The organism is Streptomyces sp. CB01881 (assembly GCF_002953255.1).
Classification (GTDB): domain Bacteria; phylum Actinomycetota; class Actinomycetes; order Streptomycetales; family Streptomycetaceae; genus Kitasatospora.
Map to the genome: position 1 here is coordinate 7,254,409 of NZ_CP026498.1, position 21,104 is coordinate 7,275,512.

Below are 21,104 nucleotides of genomic sequence, written 5' to 3' on the forward strand. Positions count from 1 at the left end.
AACGGTCGGCGTCCGTCCGCAGTGCCCGCCTGGCACCCTGCGTCGGGGAACGTCTCGCGACCATAACGCGATCTCCGGGGAACTCTCTGGCCGACGGGCGGCGTTGTGGCTGGCGCCACGCCGGCGGCGGTGTGGTGAACGGAACACGGCGACGAGCAGGGCCCGTCCGGCAGGCGTCGGAGCGGTCCCGGAAGGACGGACACGGTGGTGACACGGATCACCCTGATCGAGGGTGACATCACGGAACAGCAGGTGGACGCGGTGGTGAACGCCGCCAACTCCTCCCTGCTCGGCGGCGGCGGTGTGGACGGTGCGATCCACCGCAGGGGCGGGCCGCAGATTCTGGAGGAGTGCCGCAGGCTCAGGGCCTCGCACTGGGGCCGGGGTCTGCCCACCGGGCAGGCGGTGGCGACCACGGCAGGGCGGCTGCCGGCCCGCTGGGTGGTGCACACCGTGGGGCCGGTCTACCTGGAGGAGGAGTACGACGTGCGGGCGGAGCAACTGGCCTCCTGCTATCGCGAGTCGCTCCGGGTGGCGGCGGAGCTGGGTGCGCGCACGGTGGCCTTCCCGGCGGTGTCGGCCGGGGTGTTCGGGTGGCCGCTGGAGGACGCGGCCAGGATCGCGCTCGGCACCGTCGCGGCCGAGGTGCCGGGAGTGGCGCGTGAGCTGGAGGAGGTGCGGTTCGTGCTGTTCGGGGTCGAGGCGTACGGGATGTTCGAACAGGTGTGGCGGGCGATGGCGTCGGAGGGGCCGGGGGAGTAGGGGCTGGAGGAGTTGGAGGGACTTCGAGGGACTTCGAGGGACTTCGAGGGGCTGCGAGGGACTGAGAGGGGCGTAGGCCGGGTGCCCCCATGGTGGCGTGACCGGGCGTCAACACGCCAGAGATATTCGATAACTCGTTCGAGTGAATCCCCGGGCTCGCTCAGCAGCGCGGCAGCACTGTTCCGGCAGGGCATGGCAGGGCAGGGGGAGGGCAACCGGCAGGGGACGGCGCGCGAGGCGGCAGGCAGGGCGGCGGCCGCCAGGTGACTACGGGGCGAGCGCCGTCCAGGGAACGGTGACCTCGCCCTGCCGCCACCGCCCGCGTGCGTCCACCAGCGGCCAGTTGCCCGCCAGCGCCGTGCAGGCGGCCACCCAGCGCTGCCGGGCCCCGAACGCCCCGTAGGGCGCCGCCGCCGCCCAGGCGCGGTCGAAGTCGGCGAGGAAGGCGTGCACCGGCCGGCCCGGCACGTTGTGGTGGATCAGCGCCTTGGGCAGCCGCTCGGCCAGGTCGGACGGCTGCCCGAGGCCGCCGAGCCGGGCCGCGAAGGTCACCGTCCGCGGGCCCTCCGGCCCGAGCGCGACCCAGACGTGCCGGCGCCCGATCTCGTCACAGGTCCCCTCCACCAGCAGCCCGTCCGGCGCCAGCCGGGAGCAGAGCCGCTCCCAGACGCCGGCCACCGCCGACTCCTCGTACTGCCGCAGCACGTTGGCGGCCCGGATCAGCTGGGCGGGCGCACCGCCGTCCAGCGGCACCTCGAAGCCGCCGCGCCGGAAGGTGAGCAGCGGCGCCACGGCGTACGGCAGCGCCGCGGTGACCCGCTCCGGCTCGATCTCGATCCCCACCACCCGGACGTCCGGGCGGACCTCCCGCAGCCGCCCGGACAGCTCGACCGCCGTCCAGGGGGCGGCGCCGTACCCGAGGTCGACGGCGACCGGCGGCCGGCCGACGGAGCGCAGCGCGGGGCCGAGCGTGTGGGCGATCCAGCGGTCCATCCGCCGCAGCCGGTTGGTGTTGGTGGTCCCGCGGGTGACGGTCCCCACCGGCCGCCCCGCCCGCCCGCGGGCAGGCGCGGTCACGGAGTCGAAGGAGGCGGCCATGCCCAGAAGCGTACGCGGCCGCCCCCGGGCCCCCTTCCGCCCGCCCCGGGCGAACCCGCGCGCCGCCCCCGCGCCCCGCCCCGCCGAACTGCGCCCCGCCCCGCCAGGCCGCGCTCCGTCACGTCGCACCGTGCTCCGCCCCGCCCCGCCCCGCCAGGCCGCGGCCCGCCCCGCTCCGGCGTGCCCGCGGCCGGGCGCCGCCGCCCGTCCGCCTCGTGCGCCATCTCATGTGCCGGGACGGGAATGCCCGTCGGTGACCTCGTGGTTGGCACACTGGTGGTGATGTGTGCCCGGACGGGGCAGCTCACCGGCGCGCCGCCACCGCGACGCGGCGGTGCGGCGTGGGCGGAAGCGCACACACCGCACAGCAGGCAGCGCAGCAGGCAGGGCTGCGGGAGACAGAGCAGGGCTGCAGAGGCGGGCAGCACAGAGGAGGCTTCAGCCAGGTGATGCAGAACCCCGTCCGTTCGGTACGCCGTGCCCAGCCGACCCCGCCCGTGCGGGGCCGGCTCCAGTCGCTGGTCACGGGTGGCCGGCGCCGCCCGCGCCGGATAGCCATGCTCTCCGTCCACACCTCCCCGCTGCACCAGCCCGGCACCGGGGACGCCGGCGGCATGAACGTCTACATCGTGGAGCTGGCCAAGCGGCTCGCCGCGCTGGACATCGAGGTCGAGGTCTTCACCCGGGCGATCTGCTCGGACGACGCGCCCACCGTCGAGCTGGCCCCGGGCGTCCTGGTCCGGCACGTCACCGCCGGTCCGTACGAGGGGCTGGTCAAGGAGGACCTGCCGGCCCAGCTCTGCGCCTTCACCCACGGCGTGCTCCGGACGGAGGCCGGCCACCGGCCCGGCCACTACGACCTGGTCCACTCGCACTACTGGCTCTCCGGCCAGGTCGGCTGGCTGGCCGCCCAGCGCTGGGGCGTGCCGCTGGTGCACACCATGCACACCATGGCGAAGGTGAAGAACGCCGCGCTGGCCGAGGGGGACACCCCCGAACCGGCCGCCCGCGTGATCGGCGAGACGCAGGTGGTCGAGGCCGCCGACCGGCTGATCGCCAACACCACCGAGGAGGCCGCCGAGCTGGCCCTGCACTACGCGGCCCGCCCCGACCAGCTGGCCGTCGTCCATCCGGGCGTCAACCTGGACGTCTTCCGCCCCGGGGGCCCGGAGGCGCGTGCCGCCGCGCGCGCCCGGCTCGGCCTGCCGCAGGACGCCGCGGTGCTGCTCTTCGCGGGCCGGATACAGCCGCTGAAGGCACCGGACGTGCTGCTCCGCGCGGTCGCGGCGCTGCTGGAGCGGCGGCCGCAGCTGCGCGAGCGGCTGGTGGTGCCGGTGGTCGGCGGCCCGTCCGGCACCGGGCTGGCCAAGCCGGAGAGCCTGCACAAGCTCGCCGCCCAGCTGGGCATCTGCGACGTGGTCCGGTTCCACCCGCCGGTCGGCCAGGCGCTGCTCGCCGAGTGGTACCGAGCGGCGACGGCGCTGGTGATGCCCTCGTACAGCGAGTCCTTCGGGCTGGTCGCGCTGGAGGCGCAGGCCTGCGGCACGCCGGTCGTGGCGGCCGCGGTCGGCGGCCTGCCGGTCGCGGTCCGGGACGGCGTGACCGGCACGCTGGTCCGCGGCCACGACCCGCAGGCCTGGGCCCACGCGCTGGAGCCGTACGTCACGGAGCCGGGCCTGCTCGCCCGGCAGGGGGCGGCGGCGGCCCGGCACGCGGCCGCCTTCGGCTGGGACACGGCCGCGGCGACCACCGCCGAGGTGTACGCCGGCAGCCTGTCCCGCCCGGCCGGCCGCCTCGGGGGCTCCCGCCTCCGCCTGGCCTGAGCATGCCGACGGGCCCGGGCACGCGGCTTCGCCTGGGCACGCCGGTGGGCGCGGCGTCGGTGGCGCCCCGGCCCCAGGGGTGCTGCTGCTGCGCGCCATGGGTACCGCCGAGTAACGTCACTCCCATGGCAATCCGCACCAAGGACGAGGCCCTGACCCTCCTGCGCGCCGCCCTGGACGACGCCGGGGTGGCCTGGGAGCCCGCCGCCGCCGACCCGTACACGCTGGTGGCGACCCTCCCGGGCACCCGGAAGCTGAGCACCACCTGCGCGCTCCGGGCCGGCGACCACACCCTCTCGGTGAACGCCTTCGTGATCCGCCGCCCGGACGAGAACCACGAGGCCGTCTACCGGTGGCTGCTGGAGCGCAACACCCGGCTGTACGGCGTCGCCTACGCGATCGACGCGCTCGGCGACGTCTACCTGTCGGGCCGGCTGCCGCTGGAGGCGCTCACCCCGGACGCCGTCGACCGGCTGCTCGGGACGGTGCTGGACAACGCCGACGAGCCGTTCAACACCCTGCTGGAGTTGGGCTTCGCCTCCGCGATCCGGCGTGAGTGGGAGTGGCGGACCAAGCGCGGGGAGTCCACCCGCAACCTGGCCGTCTTCGCCCACCTCGCGGGCCCGGCCGACGGGCCCGAGGCCCCCGCCGGATAGCCCGCGCCGGACGGCCCGCGCCGGACGGGCCCGACCAGCGGCCCCGTCGAGCGGTCCCGGTTCAGGACCCCGCCGGGGCCGGCTCGGCCTCGGCGTCCGCCTTCCCGAGGGCCACCGGCGCGTTCCCGTTCCCGTTCCCGGTGCGGGTCGCGGCTCCGGCCACACCTGCCGTGGCCGCGCCCGGCCGCCGTCCGAGCACCACGTACCCGGCCGCCGCGACCGTGCCGCAGACCGCGCAGGCGCCCCACATGACGCCGCTGCCGGCCCGCTCCAGCAGCACCCCGCCGACCGCCGGCCCGAGGAACGAGGCGAGTGACCAGGAGAGCGAGTACACGCCCTGGTAGCGGCCGCGGGCATGGGTCGGCGACAGCTCCGAGACCAGGCCCATCATGGTCGGCGCGTTCAGGATCTCGCCGATCGTCCAGACCGCCACGGTGAAGGCGTAGAACCACGCGGACGACCCGGCGAGCGCGGTCAGCCCGAAGCCCCAGCCGATGAACAGCGCGCTGGCGACCAGCAGGCCGGTCCGGTTGCGCCCCTCCATCCACCGGGTGAGCGGGATCTGCAGCAGGACGATCAGCAGGCCGTTGAGGCCGATCACCAGCCCGTACTCGGTGGAGGTGATGCCGGCCCGGCCCATGTCCACGGCGAGCGTGGTGCTGCCCTGCTGGGCGACCAGCGCGAGCAGCAGGTTGAGCGTCACCACCGCCATGAAGCGCGCGTCCCGGAAGACCGTGCCGAGGCCGATCGCGGGCTCGCCCGCCTGCGCGGCCGGGGCGTCCGGCTTGGTCTCGGGGATCCGGACGAAGATCACCAGTGCGCAGACCAGCGTGGAGAGCGCGTCCAGCAGGAAGAGCGTGAGGTAGCCCTGGGTGGCGATCAGGCCGGCCGCGGCTGCCGAGAGGCCGAAGCCGATGTTGATCGCCCAGTAGTTCAGCGAGTAGGCGCGGACCCGGTCCTCGGCGGGCACGATGTCCGCGATGATCGCCGAGGTGGCGGGCCGCGTCGCGTTGTTGCAGAGGCCGACCAGAAAGGCGACGACGGCGATCGCGACCTGCCCGTCGGTGAAGCCGAGGACCGCCGTGAAGAGCGCGGTGCCGAGCTGCGCGGCGACCAGCGTCGGCCGCCGCCCGATCCGGTCGGTCAGCACCCCGGCGCCGACGGCCGCGATCGCCGATCCGAGGCCGAACAGCGAGGCGACCAGGCCCGCGTACGACGCGGAGTAGCCGCGGTCGGTCGTCAGGTAGAGCGCCAGGAAGGTGACGACGAACCCGCCGAGCTTGTTGATCAGGGTGCTCGTCCAGAGCCACCAGAACTGCCGGGGCAACCCGCCCATCGTCTCGCTCGCGGCTTTTCGGACTCGGGCTGAGACGGGCAAATCGGGCATGTGGGGGCTCCCGGGCGGCAGGTGTCCCGCTGGGCGGCGCCGGCCGGCCCGGACAGCGGTCAGGTAAGTGTCACAAGTACAGAGCGCACATTACTCTGAAGGAGAGGTCCGGACCAAGGGGTTTTCGGGGCTCCATTAAGCTGGGGGCCATGGCTGACACGACGTACCGACTCATCCTCCTCCGCCACGGCGAGAGCCAGTGGAACCAGAAGAACCTGTTCACCGGTTGGGTCGACGTCGACCTCAACGAGAAGGGTGAGAAGGAGGCCGCACGTGGTGGCGAGCTCCTCGCCGCCGAGGGCTTTTTCCCCGACGTGGTCCACACCTCGCTGCTGCGCCGCGCGATCCGCACCTCGCAGATCGCCCTGGACAAGGCCGACCGCCACTGGATCCCGGTCAGCCGCAGCTGGCGCCTGAACGAGCGCCACTACGGCGCCCTCCAGGGCAAGGACAAGGCCCAGACCCTGGCCGAGTTCGGCGAGGAGCAGTTCCAGCTCTGGCGCCGCTCGTACGACACCCCGCCGCCGGTGCTGGCCGACGACGCCGAGTACTCGCAGGCCGGTGACGCCCGCTACGCGGACATCCCGAGCGAGCTGCGTCCGCGCACCGAGTGCCTGAAGGACGTCGTCGACCGGATGCTCCCGTACTGGTACGACGCGATCGTCCCGGACCTCGCCGCCGGCAAGACCGTTCTGGTCACCGCCCACGGCAACAGCCTGCGCGCGCTGGTCAAGCACCTCGACGGCATCTCCGACGAGGAGATCGCCGGCCTCAACATCCCGACCGGCATCCCCCTGGTCTACGAGCTGGACGCCGACTTCAAGCCGGTCGCCAAGGGCGGCCGCTACCTCGACGCGGAGGCCGCCGCCGCCGCCATCGAGGCGGTCAAGAACCAGGGCAAGAAGTAGGCCCGAAGGCACTACGGCCCCACTTCCCGCGATGGGCGGGAGTGGGGCCGTTGTCGTTCGGTCGCTCAACTCGGGTGCACGGAAAGGCCGTTCGCCGTCGCATGTGCGATCCGGTAAGTGGTTCAGACCATTGACGGCCGCCGTGGCGGGCTCCTACGGTGTGAGCACCGACCTGGCGCAGACATGCCAGTGATCTCCCCGGATCGCCCGGCCGCCGCACCCCCACGTGCGCACGTCCGTGCCCGGCGCACTCTCCATCCACCCCCACGGAGGAGCACCATGCGCACACGTCATCTCGTCGGAGCGGCGGTGGCCGCGCTCGCGGTACCGCTCACGCTCGTCCTGCCGGCGCAGTCGCACGGCTACATCACGACCCCGCCCAGCCGGGCCGCGCTCTGCGGGGCGGGGACGGTCACCGGTTGCGGTGAGATCGAATGGGAGCCGCAGAGCGTCGAGGGGCCGAAGGGCTTCCCGTCCCGAGGGCCGGCCGACGGCACCATCTGCGCGGGCGGCAACAGCCGGTTCGCCGAGCTGGACGACCCGCGCGGCGGCGGCTGGCCGACCACCAAGGTGACGGCGGGGCAGCAGCTCACCTTCACCTGGAAGTTCACCGCCCGGCACGCCACCACGAACTTCAAGTACTACCTGACCAAGCCCGGCTACGACGCGACCCAGAGGGTCACCCGGGCGAGCCTGGAGCTGACGCCGTTCCTGACCGTCCCGTACAACGGCGCGCAGGTGCCGAGCACGGTCAGCCACAGCACGACCCTGCCCGGAGGCCGCACCGGCCACCAGGTGGTCGTCGCGGTCTGGGAGATCGCCGACACCGGCAACGCCTTCTACTCGTGCACCGACGTCCGCTTCTGACCGGAGGCCGGCTGGCCGGACACTGACTGACCGGACACCGACTGACCCGGCGGCCCGACAGCCCGGGCCGGAGCCCGACCGGAGTGCCCGACCGGGTGCACGGTCGAGGTGCACGACCGTCTTCCACGGCGGCCGTGCACCCCGGAGCTCCGCCGTGCGGGCCTCAGTGGCCGCAGCAGCCGCCGCTGACCCCGCCGCACTGGCAGGGGGCGCCGGACTGGCAGCCGCAGCCGCAGCCCGGACCACAGCCGCAGCCGGCCGCGAGGACGGGCAGCAGCTTCGGGGCGGGCGGCTCGACGGTGTCGCGTGCCGGTGCCGGTCGAGTCGGGTTTGCCTTCATCGCGCTGGACCCTCCTTCTGACGGGCACACTTCGGTGCCCACGGCATCGAGTGAAACCGCCGATCGGAGGGAGCGTCAACGGGCGCGCAGTGGTGGGGCGACGGGGAAGCCGTGCGCCCTCACCACTCCTGCCCGAGGTTTACTCGCCCTAGGGGGTGAGCACCGGCCGGGCCGGGCCGACGGGTGGCCACCCGCCGCCGGTCACCCGCCCCACCCGCCGCCGGCCACCCCGCCGGTCACGCCCCGGCGGCCTCCGCGGCCTCGGTGGCCGCGACGAACTCGTCCACGTGCTCGCCGGTCACCAGGTACACGACGCGCTTGGCCACCGAGACCGCGTGGTCGGCGAAGCGCTCGTAGTAGCGGCCGACCAGGGTGACGTCCACGGCCGTCTCGATGCCGTGGTGCCAGCGGTCGTCGATCAGGTGCGCGAACAGGTCGCGGTGCAGCGCGTCGATCGCGTCGTCGTCCTGCTCCAGCTCCAGCGCCTTGTCGACGTCCTTGGTGGCGATCACCAGGCCCGCCTTGGCCACCAGTCGCTGGGCGAGCTGGCCCATCTCCAGGACGGTCGCGTGCAGGTCGCGCGGGACGGCCGAGTCGGGGTAGCGCAGCCGCGCGACCTTGGCCACGTGCCGGGCGAGGTCGCCGCAGCGCTCCAGGTCGGCGCTCATCCGCAGCGAGGTGACGACGATGCGCAGGTCGGTGGCGACCGGCTGCTGGCGGGCGAGCAGGTCGATCGCCCGGTTCTCCAGCTCGTGGTGCAGGTCGTTGATCTTCCCGTCGGCGGCGATCACGCTCTCCGCCAGCGCCAGGTCCGCGTCGAGGAGCGCGGTGGTGGCCCGGCCCAGGGCCGAGCCGGCCAGGCGGGCCATCTCGACCAGGCTGTCGCTGATCGAGTCGAGTTCCTCGTGGTACGCGTCGCGCATGCTCTCTCCTCAGTAGCTGTGTCGGTGGCGGTGCCGACCGGTCGTCCCGTACGACCGCCGGTACGGCGTTCGGGCGACCGCTGCTGGTGGCGCGAATGGTACGCGCGCACCGGGGCCGGCGGACGGCTGTTCGGTCCGCCACCCCTCCCACACGGGCTGCGTGGCCAACTCTCGGCCGTCCGGGCGACCACGCACGACCCGTGCGGTGAATCGGCAGCTACGTGAAGGTGAATTCTCGGCAACGCGCGGCCGATCCCTTGATCCGACCCTTGGGGAGCGCCCTGGCTGTGCGCTTAGGCTGGCCGCATGGACGTGAACGTGGCCGCCGCCGCTGCCTGCGCCATAGCCGGGCTCGGCGTCGGCCTCACGGCCTCCATCGCCTTCCGTTGGAGCGAGCGCGAACAGGCCAGGAGCAGGCACGGCGGCACCAACGGCAGGAACCGGCAGCAGGCGCTCGGCGCCACCACCCACGAACCCCCGCTTCCCCCGGGGGTCGACACCGTACTCTCCGTGCTCCGCTCCTGCGCGATCGTGCTCGGCGAGGGCGACGAGGTGGTCAAGGCCAGCTCGGCGGCGTACGCCATGGGACTGGTGCGCGGCGGCGCGGTCGCCGTCGACCCGATGCTCGCGCTGGCCCGCTCCACCCGCCGGGACGGCGAGATCCGCCAGGTCGAGCTGGAGGTCCCCCGGCCGGGCACGGCGCGCCCGGGGGAGCCCCTCGCGGTGTCCGTCCGGGTGGCCCCGCTGGGCTCCCGGCTGGTCCTGGTGCTGGTCGAGGACCAGACCGACCGCCGCCGGGTGGAGGCGGTCCGCCGCGACTTCGTCGCCAACGTCAGCCACGAGCTCAAGACCCCGGTCGGCGCGCTCTCGCTGCTCTCCGAGGCGGTCGCCGACGCGTCCGACGACCCGGAGGCGGTCCAGCGCTTCGCGGGCCGGATGCAGATCGAGGCGACCAGGCTGGCCAGCCTGGTCCAGGAGATCATCGACCTCTCCCGGGTCCAGGACGACCGGCTGATGGTCGACCCGGAGCCGGTCGCGGTGGACGAGCTGATCGCCGAGGCGATCGACCGCTGCCGCCAGCAGGCCGCCGCCAAGCAGATCCTGATCGCGGCCGGCGGCATCGCCGGCCTCTACCTGCACGGCAACCGCGGCCAGCTGGCCGCGGCGCTCGGCAACCTGGTGGAGAACGCGGTCAACTACAGCCCGCCGCGCACCCGGGTGGCGATCGCCACCCGGCGCATCTCCAGCGCAGCCGCCCTCGGCGAGGCGGACGGCGAGCTGATCGAGATCTCGGTCACCGACCAGGGCATCGGCATCTCCGAGAAGGACCGCGAGCGGGTGTTCGAACGCTTCTACCGCGTCGACCCGGCCCGCTCCCGCCAGACCGGCGGCACCGGCCTCGGCCTCTCCATCGTCAAGCACGTGGCCGCCTCGCACGGCGGCACCGTCTCGGTGTGGAGCGTCGAAGGCCAGGGCTCCACCTTCACTCTGCGCCTGCCCGCCGGGCAGGCCCCCGCGGCCCACACGCTCCCCGACGGGGAGTCCGCGCAACCCCTGTCAGAAACAACCCCCCAGCTTTCCCCGGAGGCCTGATCGTGACCCGAGTACTGGTGGTCGAGGACGAGGAGTCGTTCAGCGACGCCCTCTCGTACATGCTCCGCAAGGAGGGCTTCGAGGTGGCCATCGCCGCCACCGGCCCCGACGCGCTCGAGCAGTTCGAGCGGAACGGCGCCGACCTCGTCCTGCTCGACCTGATGCTGCCGGGCCTGCCCGGTACCGAGGTCTGCCGCCAGCTCCGGGTGCGTTCCAACGTCCCGGTGATCATGGTCACCGCCAAGGACAGCGAGATCGACAAGGTCGTCGGCCTGGAGATAGGTGCGGACGACTACGTCACCAAGCCGTACTCCACCCGCGAGCTGGTCGCCCGGATCCGCGCGGTGCTGCGCCGCCGCGGCGAGACCGAGGGCCCGGGCGAGGGCGGCGGTCCGGGTGCGCTGGAGGCGGGCCCGGTCCGGATGGACGTCGACCGTCACGTGGTCACGGTGGACGGCGCCAAGGTGGACCTGCCGCTCAAGGAGTTCGACCTGCTGGAGATGCTGCTCCGCAACGCGGGCCGGGTGCTCACCCGGATGCAGCTGATCGACCGGGTCTGGGGTGCGGACTACGTCGGCGACACCAAGACGCTGGACGTCCACGTGAAGCGCCTGCGGGCGAAGATCGAGCCGGACCCGGGCGCGCCGCGCTACCTGGTCACGGTCCGAGGCCTCGGCTACAAGTTCGAGCCGTAAACCCGGGAGCGCCCGGACGTGAGCACGCGAAACGCCCCCTCCGGCCGGAGGGGGCGTTTCCCGTTGCCGGCCCCGGACCGACGCCGGCACCGGATGCCGGTCGGTCCTGGAGGCCGCGGGGTCAGTGGGTCGCGGCGGTCGGCGTCGCGGCGGCGGTGGTGGCGGCGCCGGTCGGCGCGGTACCCGGGGCGGCCGCACCGGTGGCGGGTGCGGGGGCGGTGGCCGCGGCGGGGGCGGTCGGCGAGCCGGCAGCCTTGGACGGGACGGCCGCCGGGCTGGCGGTCGGGCCCCACCCCTTGTACAGGCCCTTGTCCGGGCTCACGGCAGCCTCGGTCTCGACCTTCTCGCCGCTCTTGAAGCCGAACGTGGTGGGCGCGTAGCCGCCGACGACCACGGAGACGGAGGCGACCTTGGCGACCGGGTTGCCCACGCCGCCGAGCAGCACGGCGCCGCCGGCCGGGATGACGATGGAGCCCACCGGGGCGCCCTTGTCGTCGGCGAAGGTGGCGGCGCTGGTGCCCACGGTGACGGACTGCAGCTCGACCGGGGTGGTCCCGGAGTTGCTGACGTTCACCGACACGTTGGCGGGGCCGGTGTAGTCGCCCGAGGCGTCGCCCGCGGTGACGACGACGATGTTGTTCAGCCGGATGTTGGTGCCCAGCGTCGCCTGGGCGTTGTCGGGCTTGATCTCCAGGGTGTCCGGTGTGTTGCCGGCCGCGCAGGACGACAGCGAGGCGATGGCGAGGGCGGCGATGGCGGCGATGCTGCCGACTCGAAGGCTGCGGCTCACGGCGGCGGCTTCTCCTAGGTCACGTGGCGGTTGGTCGGTCTCAGATTATCGACCTTGCTTATGCGCTCCTCACGGGGTGGTCCCCGTGTCGCCCCCGAAGCTGTCCCGGGCGCCCGGACGGCGGCACGTCGCCGTGTGCAGGTCAAAGCTTGACCAAGATCGGATCACGATCCGGAAACGGCCCGATAAACGGTGAAAACTCAAGATCCAATCACGGTTTCGGGAGTGTTGCCGCAGGTTTCGGCGGGCACCGGAACCGCCTCCGACCTGCGGGAAGCCCCCGTCGAACACCGGTCGCAGCACGTCATGGGGGTGGTTGTCAAGCCCCGAGACCGGCCCTGACCTGCGAAAACGCCCTTCGGGTGCGCCGAAAAGCGTGTTATTCTGGAAAGCCACGGAAGGGGTCCTGTCACATGACGTTCAAGGTTGGCGACACGGTGGTCTACCCCCATCACGGGGCCGCGCTGATCGAGGCCATCGAAATTCGCCAAAGGTGTGGACAAGACCTACCTGGTGCTCAAGGTGCAGCAGGGAGACCTGACGCTCCGCGTGCCCGCCGAGAACGCGGAGTTCGTCGGCGTGCGCGATGTAGTCGGCCAGGAGGGTCTGGACCGGGTCTTCGAGGTGCTCCGCGCACCGTACACCGAAGAGCCGACCAACTGGTCCCGTCGCTACAAGGCGAACCTGGAGAAGCTCGCCTCGGGTGACGTTATCAAGGTCGCCGAGGTTGTGCGCGATCTCTGGCGTCGCGAGCGCGAGCGCGGTCTGTCGGCCGGCGAGAAGCGGATGCTCGCCAAGGCTCGCCAGATTCTCGTCAGCGAACTCGCGCTGGCCGAAAACACCAACGAGGACAAGGCGGAGACGCTGCTCGACGAGGTGCTCGCCTCGTAGTGCAGTCGGGCTGCCGCCCACCGCTCACAGCGCCCGGTGCCGGCGCGCCGCTCCCAGGACGACCCGTCCTGGAGTGGTGCAGTGGCACTTCGGGCGCTGAGGCGTGTCCGGACGACGCCCCTTCGCCCGAGCCGGCTGGTCCCGGGATGCCTGACCGTTTCTGCGTGTACTGCCTCTGCGCGTGCCGCGGTACGTGTCGGCGGGCGGAGACCATGGTGCTTTCGGAAGGGGTCCCGGACGCCCGTCGTGCACGGGGTCGTCGTGCACGCCATGGCCATACCCACTTCGCCGAAGGAGTGAAACCTGAACGCCACAGCAGCAGTCGCAGCAGCAGTGGTGCCCGCCGCGGGACGCGGTGAGCGGCTGGGGCCCGGAGCCCCCAAGGCCCTGCGGGAACTGGGCGGGGTGCCGCTCCTGGTGCACGCCGTCCGGGCGCTCGCCCGCAGCCGGGCGGTCGGCCTGGTCGTGGTCGCCGCGCCGGCCGACGGCGTGGCCGAGGTGGTCGGCCTGCTCGACAGCCACGGCCTGGACGGCAAGGACGTCCGGGTGGTGGCGGGCGGGGCGACCCGCCAGGAGTCCGTCCGGCTCGGCCTCGCCGCCATTCCCTCCGAGGTGGAGATCGTCCTGGTGCACGACGCGGCCCGGCCGCTCGTCCCGGTCGAGGTGGTGGACGCGGTCGCGGCCGCCGTCCGGGCCGGGGCCGAGGCCGTGGTGCCCGCCGTACCGCTGGCCGACACCGTCAAGCGGGTCGAGCCGAACCCCGGTCTGCCCGAGCCCGTGCTCGACACGCCCGACCGGGCCACCCTGCGGGCGGTCCAGACGCCGCAGGGCTTCCGCCGGGAGACGCTGGCCGAGGTGCACGCCAGGGCGCTGGCCGAGGAGGCCCGGGGCGGTCTGCCGCCGGTCACCGACGACGCCGGCCTGGTGGAGCGCTTCGGCGGCCGGGTGGTGGTGGTGCCCGGCCACGAGGAGGCGTTCAAGGTGACCCGTCCGCTGGACCTCGTGCTCGCCGAGGCCGTACTCGCCCGCCGGAGGGCCTCCGATGGCTACTGATCCGTCCGCACCGCTGCTGCCCCGGGTGGGCATCGGCACCGACGTGCACGCCTTCGAGGCCGGCCGCCCGCTCTGGGTGGCCGGGCTGGAGTGGCCGGGCGCCGAGTACGGCCTGGCCGGGCACTCGGACGCCGACGTGGCCGCGCACGCCTCCTGCGACGCGCTGTTCTCGGCCGCCGGGATCGGCGACCTGGGTGCGCACTTCGGCACCGACCGGCCCGAGTGGTCGGGCGCGTCCGGGGTGACGCTGCTCAAGGAGGCGGCCCGCCTGGTGCGCGGGGCCGGCTTCGAGATCGGCAACGTCTCGGTCCAGGTGATCGGGGTCCGGCCGAAGATCGGCAAACGCCGGGACGAGGCCCAGGCCGCGCTCTCGGCGGCGGTCGGCGCGCCGGTCTCGGTCTCCGGGACCACCACCGACGGACTCGGCCTCACCGGCCGGGCCGAGGGCCTGGCGGCGATCGCCACGGCGCTGGTGTACGAGCGGCGCTGAGGAGCCGGGGCGCACGCGGTGGGCGGCCCCGGCCGGCGCGTCCGGCCGGGGCCGCCGTCGGGCGGCGTTGCTGCACCGGGGTGGAGCCGTCCGGGAATACCCGGGGACTGACGAGTGTTCAGGACTGTTCGCCGGGGCCGGAGTCGCTACCGTTCGGTGCGGGCCTCCTCGGCAGGCCCCCCGTACGCCGCTTGACGAGAAGAGGTCCCCGATGGCCGCACACCTCTCCGACCGGGCCAAGGCCCTGATCGACGGCAAGAGCTTCGCCGTGGTCTCCACCCTCCAGCCCGACGGCAGCCCCCAGTCCTCCGTGGTCTGGGTCAAGCGCGACGGCGAGGACATCCTGTTCTCCACTGTCGAGGGCCGCCGCAAGCACCTCAACCTGGTGAAGGACCCGCGGATCTCCCTGGTGGTCAACCCGCCGGAGAGCCCGTACACCTACCTGGAGGTGCGCGGCGAGGTCACGCTCACCCGCGAGGGCGGCCGGGAGCTGATCGACGAGCTGGCGGACAAGTACCGCGGCGAGAAGGTCTACAACTACGACGGCCCGGACGACGTGCGGGTGGTCGTCCGGATCACCCCGCGCAAGGTGGTCGGCAACCTCTGACCGACCGCCCGGCGGCCTGGTGAGGAGAGGGGTGTCTCCGCCGAGCCGCGGAGAAGAAACGGTGCATCCGCGGTATTGACATTCGAGAATGTCGCGGGGCACCCCCTCATGCCCACTACGCTTGACGCTGTGAGCATTCGACTGTACGACACCAGCACCCGCCAGGTACGCGACTTCGTCCCGCTTGTACCGGGTTGTGTCTCGATCTACCTGTGCGGCGCTACCGTCCAGTCGGCGCCTCACATCGGGCACATCCGGTCCGGCCTCAACTTCGACATCATGCAGCGGTGGTTCGCCTACCGCGGCTACCAGGTGACCTTCGCCCGGAACGTCACCGACATCGACGACAAGGTCATCGCCAAGGAGCGCGAGTTCGGCACGCCCTGGTGGCAGATCGCCTACGCCAACGAGCGCGCCTTCAACGACGGCTACGCGGCGCTCGGCTGCCTGCCGCCGACCGTCGAGCCGCGGGCGACGGGGCACATCCCCGAGATGATCGAGATGATGCAGGCGCTCATCGCCCGGGGCCACGCCTACGCGGTGGACGGGAACGTCTACTTCGACGTGAAGTCCTACCCCGGCTACCTGGAGCTCTCCAACCAGAAGCTGGAGAACCTCCGCCAGCCCGAGGGCGAGGGCGAGACCGGCAAGCGCGACCAGCGCGACTTCGCCATGTGGAAGGCGGTCAAGCCGGGCGAGCCGAGCTGGGACACCCCGTGGGGCCCCGGCCGTCCGGGCTGGCACCTGGAGTGCTCCGCGATGGCCCACAAGTACCTCGGCCGGGCCTTCGACGTCCACGGCGGCGGGATCGACCTGATCTTCCCGCACCACGAGAACGAGATCGCCCAGTCCAAGGCGTACGGCGACGACTTCGCCAGCTTCTGGGTGCACAACGCCTGGGTCACCATGAGCGGCGAGAAGATGAGCAAGTCGCTCGGCAACTCGGTGCTGGTCTCCGAGATGGTCGAGCGGTGGCGTCCGATCGTGCTCCGCTACTACCTGGGCGCCCCGCACTACCGCTCGACCATCGAGTACAGCGAGGAGTCGCTGCGCGAGGCCGAGGCCGGCTTCGGCCGGATCGAGGGCTTCGTCCAGCGCGTGGTCGAGCGCTTCGGCAAGGTCGACGCGGCACCCGAGGTCCCCCCGGCCTTCGCCGAGGCGATGGACGACGACCTGGGCGTCCCGCAGGCGCTGGCCATCGTGCACACCGCCGTCCGCCAGGGCAACAGCGCCCTGACCGCGGACGACAAGGAGAGCGCGGTGGCGCGTCTGGCCGAGGTCCGTGCGATGCTCGGAGTGTTGGGTCTCGACCCGCTCGACCCGCACTGGGCCGGGGCGGAGCGCGGCGAGGACCTCCACGGCGTGGTCGACTCGCTGGTCCGGATGGTGCTGGAGCAGCGCCAGGCGGCCCGGGACCGCAAGGACTTCGCCACCGCGGACGCCATCCGCGACCAGCTCGGCGTGGCCGGGCTGGCCATCGAGGACACCCCGTCCGGCCCGCGCTGGACGATCAACAGCCAGTAACCCCATCTGACGATCGGGGTGAGGGTGGGCCGCACCGGACCGGTGCGGCCCTCCCGCATGACGTAGCGCATGCCGTCGGCCGGCTCCGGTTCCCACCGGGCGGCCGGGCATGCCGGACAGACAGGAAGTACAGCCATGGCCGGCAACAGTGCACGCAGGAACCGCCGCAACCCCGGATCGAAGAAGGGTGCGAGTGTCGGTACCGGCGGTCACAGCCGGAAGGCGCTCCAGGGCAAGGGCCCGACCCCGCCCGGCGAGGAGCGCAAGGGCCACCCGAAGCAGCGCCAGGCCAACGCCGCGCTCAAGCGCGAGCGGGACGCCAAGGCCCGGGCCGGCATGCGCCGGGCCGGTGCCGGCGGCCGCGGTGGCCGGGGCGGTGCCGGTTCCGCCGAGCTGGTCTTCGGCCGCAACTCGGTGGTCGAGGCCCTCCAGGGCGGTGTTCCGGCCAACGCGCTGTACGTCATGCAGTTCATCGACACCGACGACCGGGTCCGCGACGCCTTCCAGGCCGCCAACGACCGCGGCATCCCGCTGATGGAGGCCCCGCGGCCGCAGCTGGACCAGATGACCGGCAACATGAACCACCAGGGCCTGGTGCTCCAGGTCCCGCCGTACGAGTACGCGCACCCCGAGGACCTGCTGGGCTTCGCCGCGGACGCCGGCGAGGACGCGCTCATCATGGCGCTGGACGGCGTCACCGACTCGCGCAACCTGGGCGCCGTGGTCCGCTCCGCCGCCGCCTTCGGCGCGCACGGCGTGGTCATCCCCGAGCGCCGGGCGGCCGGCATGACCGCCGGTGCCTGGAAGACCTCCTCGGGTGCCGCGGCGCGGCTGCCCGTGGCCCGTGCCACCAACATGACCCGGGCGCTGGAGGCCTACCAGAAGGCCGGCCTGATGGTGGTCGGCCTGGCCGCCGACGGCGAGGCCGAGATCGGCGACCTGGAGGCGCTGACCGGCCCCGTGGTGATCGTCGCGGGCAGCGAGGGCAAGGGCCTGTCCCGGCTCGTCTCGGAGACCTGCGACATCCGGGTGCGGATCCCGATGCCGGGTGCCACCGAGTCGCTGAACGCCGGCGTCGCCGCGGGCATCGTCATGTACGAGGCCGCGCGCCTGCGCAGCAAGGTCGGCTGAGCGGGGTTCTCCGCACAGCACGGACGAGGCGTGCGGCGCAGGCGGTCTTCCGAATTGGCCGTAGCGCGTCCGCAATCCTGGTGAAAGCGATCGGGCCCGACCGGGCCCGATCGCTTTTCTCATGATCACTTCAAGTGGGCGCCGGACATCCACCCGGGAGAGTGTCCTAACCGGGTGTCACCCGGTTAGACGGGTGTGGACACCAGAACACCTCGGCGCCCCCTCCTGGGCGGCGGCAGCACCGGGATAGACGCGGGCCCCGGCCTCAACACCGTCAAGGTGCCTTCCGACCCCGCGCGCCTCAGCAGCACCCAGGCGAGCTTCCGGCTCCAGCTCGGCGCCCCGGTGGCGCCGCTGATCGACCCCCCGGCCGGACTGCTGTCCACCGGCGCGGCGTTCGGCGACCCCTACGCCGCCCAGGGCCTGATCCGCCGTCCGCTGGTCACCCCGCAGGTCGTGGTGCCCGCCTCCGCCGTACCGGCGTTCGCCGGGGCCGGCGGCGCCGGTGCGCCGCGCCGCAAGGGCAGGGTCACCGCCGTCACCTGGACCGGGCAGGCACCCCCCGGGGACCTCGCGGCCACCCGGCTGCTGGAGGCCGTCCGGCTCACCGGCGTGCCCGCGCCGGCCGGGGTCGGCGGGCGCGGCACGGCCGACAACGACACCCAGGTGATCCCGCCGTACGCGGGCGCCCGGACCGTGCCGCGCCAGCCGCGCGGGGGCGGCGGGAGCGCCACCGGGGTCGGCGTCGGCCCGGTCGGCGCGCCGCAGGGCTGGACGCCCAGCGGCGAGCTGCCCGAGGTCTCCGCGGCGTCCGCCGAGGGCCGGCAGCCCTGGTACCCCGGCCGCCGGGTCGACCTCGGCCTGGTGCTCCTGCCGCTGCGCGCCGTGCTGGGCTCGCTCTCGGTCTACGCCGGGTTCAGCAAGCTCTGCGACCCGGTGTACTTCGACGGCGGCGAGCGCGGCTCCATGATGCGCTGGCTCTCCTCGCTGCACCCGTGGAAGGTCGCCGAGCCGCTGCTCTCCTTCGCCATGGCCCACCCGGTGGGCTCGGGCCTGGTGGTCTCGTTCACCGAGATCGTGGTGGGCGTGCTGACCCTCCTCGGCCTCTGGCAGCGGCTCGCGGCCGGAGCGGCGATGCTGCTCTCCGCGGCCCTGCTCTTCACCGTCAGCTGGCGGGCCGTGCCGGTCTACGACACACCCGACCTGATCTTCCTGGCGGCCTGGAGCCCGCTGCTGATCGCCGGAGCGCCGTACGCCTCGCTGGACGGGCGGCTCAACCTGGAGGCCTGGCGCCGGTACGGTTCCGGTGCGCCGGCGGCCCTGCGCCGCCGGGTGCTGCGACGGGGCTCCGTGCTCACCGCGGTGGTGGTCGGCCTGACCCTGCTGCTCGGGTCGATGCTGGGCGCGGCGGTCCGCACCGGCGGCCGTCCGCACCCCGCGCCGTCCCGGCCGGCCACCGACTACGGCACGCCGGTCTGGCCGAGCGGAGGGCCGTCCGTGGCCCCCGGCGGGCAGGGCTCGTCCACCTCGCCCTCGCCCGCCCCCTCCCGGCCCGCCTCGCCGACGCCGAGTGCGTCCGCGCCGTCCTCCTCGGCCCCGGCACCGTCCTCGTCGAAGGCCGGGACGGCCACCCCGAGCGGCAAGGCGCGGTCGACCAAGCCGGAGACCGGCGGCACGGGCTCGGCCTCGTCGGCGGCCCCGTCGGCCTCGTCGCCGGCCGGCTCGTCCCCCGCACAGCGCAGCACCCCCGCGCCGGGCGGCTCGGGGGCGGCGCCCAAGCCGAGCCAGAGCACCGGCTCCGGCCCGGGGCTGCTGGGCGGGGTGCTGGGCAGCGGGCCGCTGGCCGAGCTGTCCGGTGACGGCGGCCGGAGCACGCGGCCGGGGTCGCCGACGTCCACCTGACGGGCGGTCGGGTCCGGCGGGCCGTCGGACCGCGTCGGGCCGTCGGGCGCGCAGGGCTCGCCGGGCGCGTGCGGCGCGTGCGGCTCGCCGGGAAACGGATCGGCCGGGTGCTCCGTGGGGGAGCACCCGGCCGATTGCCGTGCCGTGGCCGACCGTTGCGGGCCGTTCCGTTCCCGGGGCTCTGTGCGGGGCCCGGCGAGCACCGTGGGGCGTCGTGGGGCCCCGCTCAGGGCGCGGGGTGCCGTCGGGCGGTGCTCAGGGCGCGGGGTGCCGCGGGCCGCCGTGGGGACCGGCTACCGGGGCGTGCGGCCGGCTCCGGAGGCGAGCTCCTTGGCGGCCTCGGTGAGGTCCTTCGCGGTGTCGATGGCGCGCCAGTAGACGCCCTGCGGCAGCTGGTAGCCGGCCAGCCGCTTGCCGCGGGCCAGCTGCGGGAACGTCGTCCGCTCGTGGTCGCCGACGTCCGGCAGCAGTTCGGTGAACTCCGGGGCGAACACGTACAGGCCCGCGTTGATGAGGAAGGGGGAGGGCGGGGCCTCGATGAAGTCCAGCACGTTGCCGAACTGGTCGGTCTCCACGGCGCCCCACGGAATTCGCGGCCGGGCCAGCGCCAGCGTCGCGACGGCGCCCCGCTCGTGGTGGAAGGCGGCCATGTCGCGCAGGCTGAACCTGGTCCAGATGTCGCCGTTGGTGGCGTACCAGGGCTCGTCCGGCCGGGGGAGCGCCTTCGCCGCGTACTTGAGCCCGCCGCCGCGCCCGAGCGGCTCGGCCTCGACGACGGTGCGGACCCGCAGCGGCAGGTCGGCCTTGTCGAGCCACTCCTCCAGCACGTCGGCCAGGTGCCCGCAGGAGATCACCACGTCGGTGACGCCCTCGGAGGCGAGCCAGGCCAGCTGGTGGCCCAGGATCGGCGTACCCGTCCCCGGGATCTCGACCAGCGGCTTCGGGCGGTCGTCCGTGTAGGGCCGCAGGCGCGAGCCCTGGCCGCCGGCCAGGATGACGGCCTGGGTGACGACGGCCTGCTGGGGAGTGGGGGGCTGCGGAGCCTGCGGGGGCGTGGTGTCAGCGGTCATGCCTGCACAATAGGCGTGTGCTGCCGGTCGCCCGCAGCGGCGGTGGCGTCAGCCGGTGATTCCCGACGCGAACGAGCCGTCACAGACCGGGCGGGCGAAGGAACGGGCGCGCTGGACGTCCCCCTGGTACTTGCGCACCGCCGCCTTGCCCAGCTCGGTGGCGAGCGTGCTGCAGTACGGCGTCAGCGCCGGCTGCTCGCGCATCGAGCGCTCCAGCAGGTCCAGCGCGGTGCCCGGGTTGTGCGCGCGCAGGTCGTCCAGCAGGGCGACGCGCAGTGTGTCCTGCGGCGCGAGCCCCTCCGGCGCCTTGCCGGTGGACGCCCGCCCGATGCCGGCGCCGTCCCCGCTGGACGCCGCCACGACCTGCTGGTCCAGGCCCGTCGGCGGAGCCCACGGCACCCTGGTCACGGCGAGGGTGCCGGTGGTCACCAGGACCACGGGCAGGGTGAGGGCGATGGTCTGGCCGATGCGGCGAACTAGCTGCTTCACGCTCAGGAGAGTAGCGCCGAGTACGCGCCGGATCGCCCTCCGTTACACCATCGAGTGACACCGTGTCCCGGTTCGTCCCGTCGCCGTGTTGACGAAGGAGCGTCG

20 protein-coding genes and 1 pseudogene are annotated in these 21,104 nt (G+C 73.6%); 14 read left to right on the plus strand and 7 right to left on the minus strand.

What is annotated here, in order from left to right; translation table 11 throughout:
• Positions 1-207 precede the first annotated feature (207 nt).
• Complete coding sequence (locus tag C2142_RS21600) at positions 208-762, plus strand: O-acetyl-ADP-ribose deacetylase (protein WP_148644178.1); 555 nt, start codon at positions 208-210, stop codon at positions 760-762.
• Positions 763-1,029: 267 nt separating this feature from the next.
• On the opposite strand, the gene C2142_RS21605 is transcribed toward C2142_RS21600, so the two are convergent.
• Complete coding sequence (locus C2142_RS21605) at positions 1,030-1,860, minus strand: class I SAM-dependent methyltransferase (RefSeq protein WP_148644179.1); 831 nt, start codon at positions 1,858-1,860, stop codon at positions 1,030-1,032.
• Positions 1,861-2,309: 449 nt separating this feature from the next.
• Here C2142_RS21605 and mshA point away from each other — a divergent pair, with 449 nt between their 5' ends.
• Both mshA and C2142_RS21615 read left to right on the plus strand, forming a co-directional pair.
• Complete coding sequence (gene mshA, locus C2142_RS21610; RefSeq protein WP_148644933.1) at positions 2,310-3,683, plus strand: D-inositol-3-phosphate glycosyltransferase; 1,374 nt, start codon at positions 2,310-2,312, stop codon at positions 3,681-3,683.
• A gap of 125 nt (positions 3,684-3,808) precedes the next feature.
• A complete protein-coding gene (locus C2142_RS21615; protein WP_148644180.1) occupies positions 3,809-4,339 on the plus strand; it encodes a YbjN domain-containing protein in 531 nt (176 codons plus the stop codon).
• Positions 4,340-4,400: 61 nt separating this feature from the next.
• Here the strand turns inward: C2142_RS21615 and C2142_RS21620 are convergent, their stop codons facing one another.
• On the minus strand, positions 4,401-5,675 hold the full coding sequence (locus C2142_RS21620; protein ID WP_241002710.1) for an MFS transporter: 1,275 nt from the start codon (positions 5,673-5,675) through the stop codon (positions 4,401-4,403).
• Positions 5,676-5,875: 200 nt separating this feature from the next.
• Between C2142_RS21620 and C2142_RS21625 the strand changes: the two genes are divergently transcribed.
• A complete protein-coding gene (locus C2142_RS21625) occupies positions 5,876-6,634 on the plus strand; it encodes a phosphoglyceromutase (RefSeq protein WP_148644182.1) in 759 nt (252 codons plus the stop codon).
• Positions 6,635-6,913: 279 nt separating this feature from the next.
• Entirely contained in the window at positions 6,914-7,501 is a 588-nt protein-coding gene (locus C2142_RS21630; protein WP_148644183.1) for a lytic polysaccharide monooxygenase, read from the plus strand.
• Between the two features lie 163 nt (positions 7,502-7,664).
• Here the strand turns inward: C2142_RS21630 and C2142_RS21635 are convergent, their stop codons facing one another.
• Entirely contained in the window at positions 7,665-7,841 is a 177-nt protein-coding gene (locus C2142_RS21635; RefSeq protein ID WP_153882804.1) for a hypothetical protein, read from the minus strand.
• 236 nt (positions 7,842-8,077) lie between these two features.
• Positions 8,078-8,764: a phosphate signaling complex protein PhoU gene (gene phoU, locus C2142_RS21640; RefSeq protein ID WP_148644184.1), complete on the minus strand. Its 687-nt coding sequence runs from the start codon at positions 8,762-8,764 to the stop codon at positions 8,078-8,080.
• Positions 8,765-9,070: 306 nt separating this feature from the next.
• On the opposite strand from phoU, the gene C2142_RS21645 reads away from it, so the two are divergent.
• Positions 9,071-10,357, plus strand: coding sequence for an ATP-binding protein (locus C2142_RS21645; RefSeq protein ID WP_241002711.1), 1,287 nt, complete (start codon positions 9,071-9,073; stop codon positions 10,355-10,357).
• Positions 10,358-10,359: 2 nt separating this feature from the next.
• Positions 10,360-11,052, plus strand: a complete 693-nt coding sequence (locus tag C2142_RS21650) for a response regulator transcription factor (protein ID WP_148644185.1) — start codon at positions 10,360-10,362, stop codon at positions 11,050-11,052.
• Positions 11,053-11,173: 121 nt separating this feature from the next.
• On the opposite strand, the gene C2142_RS21655 is transcribed toward C2142_RS21650, so the two are convergent.
• Positions 11,174-11,842: a DUF461 domain-containing protein gene (locus C2142_RS21655; protein ID WP_153882805.1), complete on the minus strand. Its 669-nt coding sequence runs from the start codon at positions 11,840-11,842 to the stop codon at positions 11,174-11,176.
• A 413-nt stretch (positions 11,843-12,255) separates the two neighbouring features.
• On the opposite strand from C2142_RS21655, the pseudogene C2142_RS21660 reads away from it, so the two are divergent.
• From C2142_RS21660 to C2142_RS21690, 7 genes and pseudogenes are all read left to right on the plus strand, one after another.
• A pseudogene (locus C2142_RS21660) lies at positions 12,256-12,733 on the plus strand (CarD family transcriptional regulator).
• Positions 12,734-13,066: 333 nt separating this feature from the next.
• Complete coding sequence (ispD, locus tag C2142_RS21665; protein WP_148644186.1) at positions 13,067-13,786, plus strand: 2-C-methyl-D-erythritol 4-phosphate cytidylyltransferase; 720 nt, start codon at positions 13,067-13,069, stop codon at positions 13,784-13,786.
• Positions 13,776-14,276, plus strand: coding sequence for a 2-C-methyl-D-erythritol 2,4-cyclodiphosphate synthase (gene ispF / locus C2142_RS21670; RefSeq protein ID WP_148644187.1), 501 nt, complete (start codon positions 13,776-13,778; stop codon positions 14,274-14,276). Before ispD ends, ispF begins: the two co-directional genes overlap by 11 nt.
• Before the next feature lie 211 nt (positions 14,277-14,487).
• Complete coding sequence (locus C2142_RS21675; protein WP_148644188.1) at positions 14,488-14,883, plus strand: PPOX class F420-dependent oxidoreductase; 396 nt, start codon at positions 14,488-14,490, stop codon at positions 14,881-14,883.
• Between the two features lie 129 nt (positions 14,884-15,012).
• Positions 15,013-16,407, plus strand: a complete 1,395-nt coding sequence (cysS, locus tag C2142_RS21680; RefSeq protein ID WP_148644189.1) for a cysteine--tRNA ligase — start codon at positions 15,013-15,015, stop codon at positions 16,405-16,407.
• Between the two features lie 135 nt (positions 16,408-16,542).
• Positions 16,543-17,538, plus strand: a complete 996-nt coding sequence (rlmB, locus tag C2142_RS21685; protein ID WP_148644190.1) for a 23S rRNA (guanosine(2251)-2'-O)-methyltransferase RlmB — start codon at positions 16,543-16,545, stop codon at positions 17,536-17,538.
• Positions 17,539-17,817: 279 nt separating this feature from the next.
• Positions 17,818-19,440 carry a DoxX family membrane protein gene (locus tag C2142_RS21690; RefSeq protein ID WP_241002712.1) on the plus strand — a complete coding sequence of 541 codons (1,623 nt, stop codon included), beginning with the start codon at positions 17,818-17,820 and terminating at the stop codon, positions 19,438-19,440.
• A 293-nt stretch (positions 19,441-19,733) separates the two neighbouring features.
• On the opposite strand, the gene C2142_RS21695 is transcribed toward C2142_RS21690, so the two are convergent.
• Both C2142_RS21695 and C2142_RS21700 read right to left on the minus strand, forming a co-directional pair.
• Positions 19,734-20,510 carry a nucleotidyltransferase family protein gene (locus tag C2142_RS21695; RefSeq protein ID WP_148644192.1) on the minus strand — a complete coding sequence of 259 codons (777 nt, stop codon included), beginning with the start codon at positions 20,508-20,510 and terminating at the stop codon, positions 19,734-19,736.
• Positions 20,511-20,558: 48 nt separating this feature from the next.
• Positions 20,559-20,999 carry a hypothetical protein gene (locus C2142_RS21700; RefSeq protein WP_148644193.1) on the minus strand — a complete coding sequence of 147 codons (441 nt, stop codon included), beginning with the start codon at positions 20,997-20,999 and terminating at the stop codon, positions 20,559-20,561.
• Positions 21,000-21,104 lie beyond the last annotated feature (105 nt).